Source organism: Caballeronia arationis (genome assembly GCF_001544975.2).
Lineage (GTDB): Bacteria > Pseudomonadota > Gammaproteobacteria > Burkholderiales > Burkholderiaceae > Caballeronia > Caballeronia arationis.
On the sequence record NZ_FCOG02000327.1, the window covers coordinates 1 to 2,839 of the forward strand.

At 60.1% G+C, this 2,839-nt stretch carries 4 protein-coding genes and 1 pseudogene; all 5 read left to right on the forward strand.

Translation table 11 applies throughout. The annotated features are described in order from the left end of the window. A partial coding sequence (gene traD, locus AWB81_RS41690; RefSeq protein WP_144444366.1) for a conjugative transfer system coupling protein TraD occupies positions 1–846 on the forward strand: 846 nt, incomplete at its 5' end. A gap of 11 nt (positions 847–857) precedes the next feature. Further along, the gene (locus AWB81_RS41695) at positions 858–1,376 is read left to right on the forward strand and encodes a hypothetical protein (RefSeq protein WP_062644340.1); all 519 of its coding nucleotides are present in this window, start codon (positions 858–860) and stop codon (positions 1,374–1,376) included. Next, on the forward strand, positions 1,333–1,587 hold the full coding sequence (locus AWB81_RS41700; protein WP_235023229.1) for a hypothetical protein: 255 nt from the start codon (positions 1,333–1,335) through the stop codon (positions 1,585–1,587). Before AWB81_RS41695 ends, AWB81_RS41700 begins: the two co-directional genes overlap by 44 nt. Further along, on the forward strand, positions 1,580–2,185 hold the full coding sequence (locus AWB81_RS41705) for an IncC plasmid conjugative DNA transfer DtrJ family protein (RefSeq protein WP_062644342.1): 606 nt from the start codon (positions 1,580–1,582) through the stop codon (positions 2,183–2,185). Before AWB81_RS41700 ends, AWB81_RS41705 begins: the two co-directional genes overlap by 8 nt. 304 nt (positions 2,186–2,489) lie before the next feature. Further along, positions 2,490–2,839, forward strand: a pseudogene (locus AWB81_RS41710) (ATPase); the annotation flags it as partial.

Genomic DNA, 2,839 nt, shown 5'->3' on the forward strand with positions numbered 1-2,839 from the left:
AACGACGCCTCGTTGATTGACGGGATGGTGAAGTTGTATCTCGAGCGCTTCGCCGCTCACGATCGCGGGCACGAGACGATCGATGGATTGATCGCCACGCACACCCACGACCGCGAGCACTACATGAAGATCATCGCGTCCGCGTTGCCGCTGCTACAGATGCTGGCGACCGGGGAAACCGGTCTCATGCTCGCGCCAAAAGCGGACGACTTCGACGACGAGCGCGAGATCTGGGACATCGACAAAATCATCAAGCAGAAGGCGGTCTTGTATATGGGGCTCGACTCGCTATCGAACAACATCGTGCAGAAGGCAATCGCCTCCATGGCATTGTCGGACGTGGCGGCCGTGTGCGGGGCGATCTACAACTTCTATGCTGAGAAGCCCGATGTCGTGCTGATCATCGATGAGATCGCGGAGGCCATCAACGAGCAGGTGATTCAGATCCTGAACAAAGGCCGCGGTGCAGGATTCAAGGCGTTTGTCGCATTCCAGGCGCGTGCCGACCTCGAAGCGAAACTTGGAAACGCAGCGAAAATGCTGCAGGTTTTGGGTAACCTCAATAATCAGGTGGTGCTTAGACTAGAGGACTCAGATACAGCAAAGTGGTTCTCGGACAAGGTGGGCGAGACTGCGATCCGCGTGGTGAACGTGTCCAACAGCACCAACACCACGACCGAGGCGCACGCGCTTGAATTCAGCGGCTCCCAGTCCCGGTCCATCCAGCTGGAGAAGGTGCCGCTCATTCCCGTCAAGCTGCTTCACAGTTTGCCGAATCTGCAGTACTTCATGCGCATCTCTGGCGGTGCCGTGTACCAAGGTCGAATTCCTATCATCGAAGGCTAAAACACAAGATTATGTCCGCTGCATATAAAAACGTCATTCGCGATCACAAGCTCTCGCACAGACTGGTTGCGGTCTTTAATGTCGCACCGGAATTGGAGCTCGCCTGCTCGCGTGTAGCCGACTTCATCGGGGAGCGCTTTGTCGGAGACAAAGGGCCGTTGGTCGCCGAGATGATCGAGTCGGCGCTGGATGGTTTCCGGCGCGCCAAGCGCACGGGCGACCAGCATATCGCGTTCATGCAGGGACTGTTCGAGCCATCGAAAGCTCTGTACGCCCGCCGGCTTGTCGCGCGGTCTGGCGACAAGGTGTCCGTGTGGTGTCCGATGGTCGAGGCGATTCCGGCGTTCGAAGCGCGCCATTTTGAGTACCAGTTCGAAATGGTCGATGAGCGTTGCCCGGAAGAGATCACCGAGCGAACCGCGGCGTTCCAGCTCGCCGCACGCGTGCTTCAAGGGGAAGCTTTCCGCCGTTACTTCGAGGAATACGATGTCGCTCACCGTTACGATCATAGCGAAGCTGTCGGGAGTTGAGCCGCGCACGGCCCAGCGCGCACGCGACACGGCTGCTGCATTCGACGGCGATGTGAACGCGGCCGTGCCCGAGGAATTCACTTACGGCGCGGGCGCCCGGTGCTACGCGTTGGCGACGATCGCCGAATTCCGGCCGGCGCTCTTTTGGGGCGGACTGATGGCGCTCGTGGCGGTGCCCGCCCTCATGCTGGTCAAGGTGCTGCATGGCTAGTCGGTTCGGTTCGCACATCAAGGTGTGGTTTCTGCTCGTGCCGGTGCTAGCTATCGCGGTCATGCCAGCGATCCCGGAGCGAAAGCTATTCGAGGTGCCGGAAGCGGAGACACGTTCTCTCGTTGAGTCAGTAGGGCAGGACCGGGTCGACCGCGCCATGCGCAGCGCCAACGAGGAGTTCCGCCGTGCGTTTGTCGATAACGGGCTGCTGCACCGCACGCTGAATGCCTCGGGAAAGGTAGGCGGCTTGGACGACGGCGGGTTCTCATCGTTCGCCCATACCTGGACTGAGAATTTCTGGCTGCTGGTGTACCGGATGCTGTTCCGCGCAATGGTGATGAAGATGTGGATCATCGGAACGCTGCTTTTTGCCCTCGGCATGTTCATCGACGGTGCGGCACGCCGCAAGATCAAAGCGTCGGCTGCGGGCTTTGTGAGTCCCCTGTCTTTCCATCTGGCAGGGCACGGGCTGCTGCTGGTGACCGGCACGCTATTCGCGGTGCTAGTGGTTCCGTTGCCGGTCTTGGTCGGCTACTGGGTCGCCGTTGCGGCGCTCCTCGGAGGTCTCCTGTGGAAGGCGGCCGAGTCGTTCCAGTAGTCGAGATAGGGAAATAAATCGCACGACGCCTCAAAAGCTCACGAAAAACCGCTTCATTCCTCAAAAGCAACGCTATCCGGATAGCGTTGCTTTTGTTTTTTCTCGTCCGTCCGCATTGCCACCGTCCCAAACTGCCTGCCTGCGCGCGCCTACCAATCGGTGAAAGGCGCTTCAAATAGTCACCGTTTCAAGCCTCCACACGCTGCCCCCGCCGCAACAATGTTGAATATGGGGCACGCGCTTCGCTTGCCTTATCCCCCACGATGAAACGGGCCCGATGCGGTCCAGACAGGAGAAATGGCGAATGAGCACGGTTGTCGAACCCGGCAGTGAAGAAAAGGTCGCGCTGAGCGCACTTGAACAAGGTACGGTCGCGCCGCCGCTCACGACCGACGGCGCGGACGACGGCGAGCTCGAGCGCGAACTGACGCAGATGGAGGCCGACGCAGACCGACTCCAAAAAGAAGGCGTGATCTCCACCGACGACGCCGACATGAAGCGGGCGGAAGTCGCCAAGACGCGAAAGCTCTTCCGCGACCTGCCTGCCGCTGAGCGTATCGCCATCATCAAGCGCCGCCGCGAAATCGGCCGTCAATTGCTGGACCGCCAGCTTTCCGGCGCAGCAGTCGTGACCGCCCGCGTGCGTCTGAACCA

Excerpts from the sequence above, each read along its gene's own strand:
- AWB81_RS41705 (WP_062644342.1), top strand. The coding sequence starts at position 1,580 with ATGGCTAGTCGGTTCGGTTCGCACATCAAGGTGTGGTTTCTGCTCGTG.
- AWB81_RS41695 (WP_062644340.1), top strand. The coding sequence starts at position 858 with ATGTCCGCTGCATATAAAAACGTCATTCGCGATCACAAGCTCTCGCAC.
- AWB81_RS41700 (WP_235023229.1), top strand. The coding sequence starts at position 1,333 with ATGTCGCTCACCGTTACGATCATAGCGAAGCTGTCGGGAGTTGAGCCG.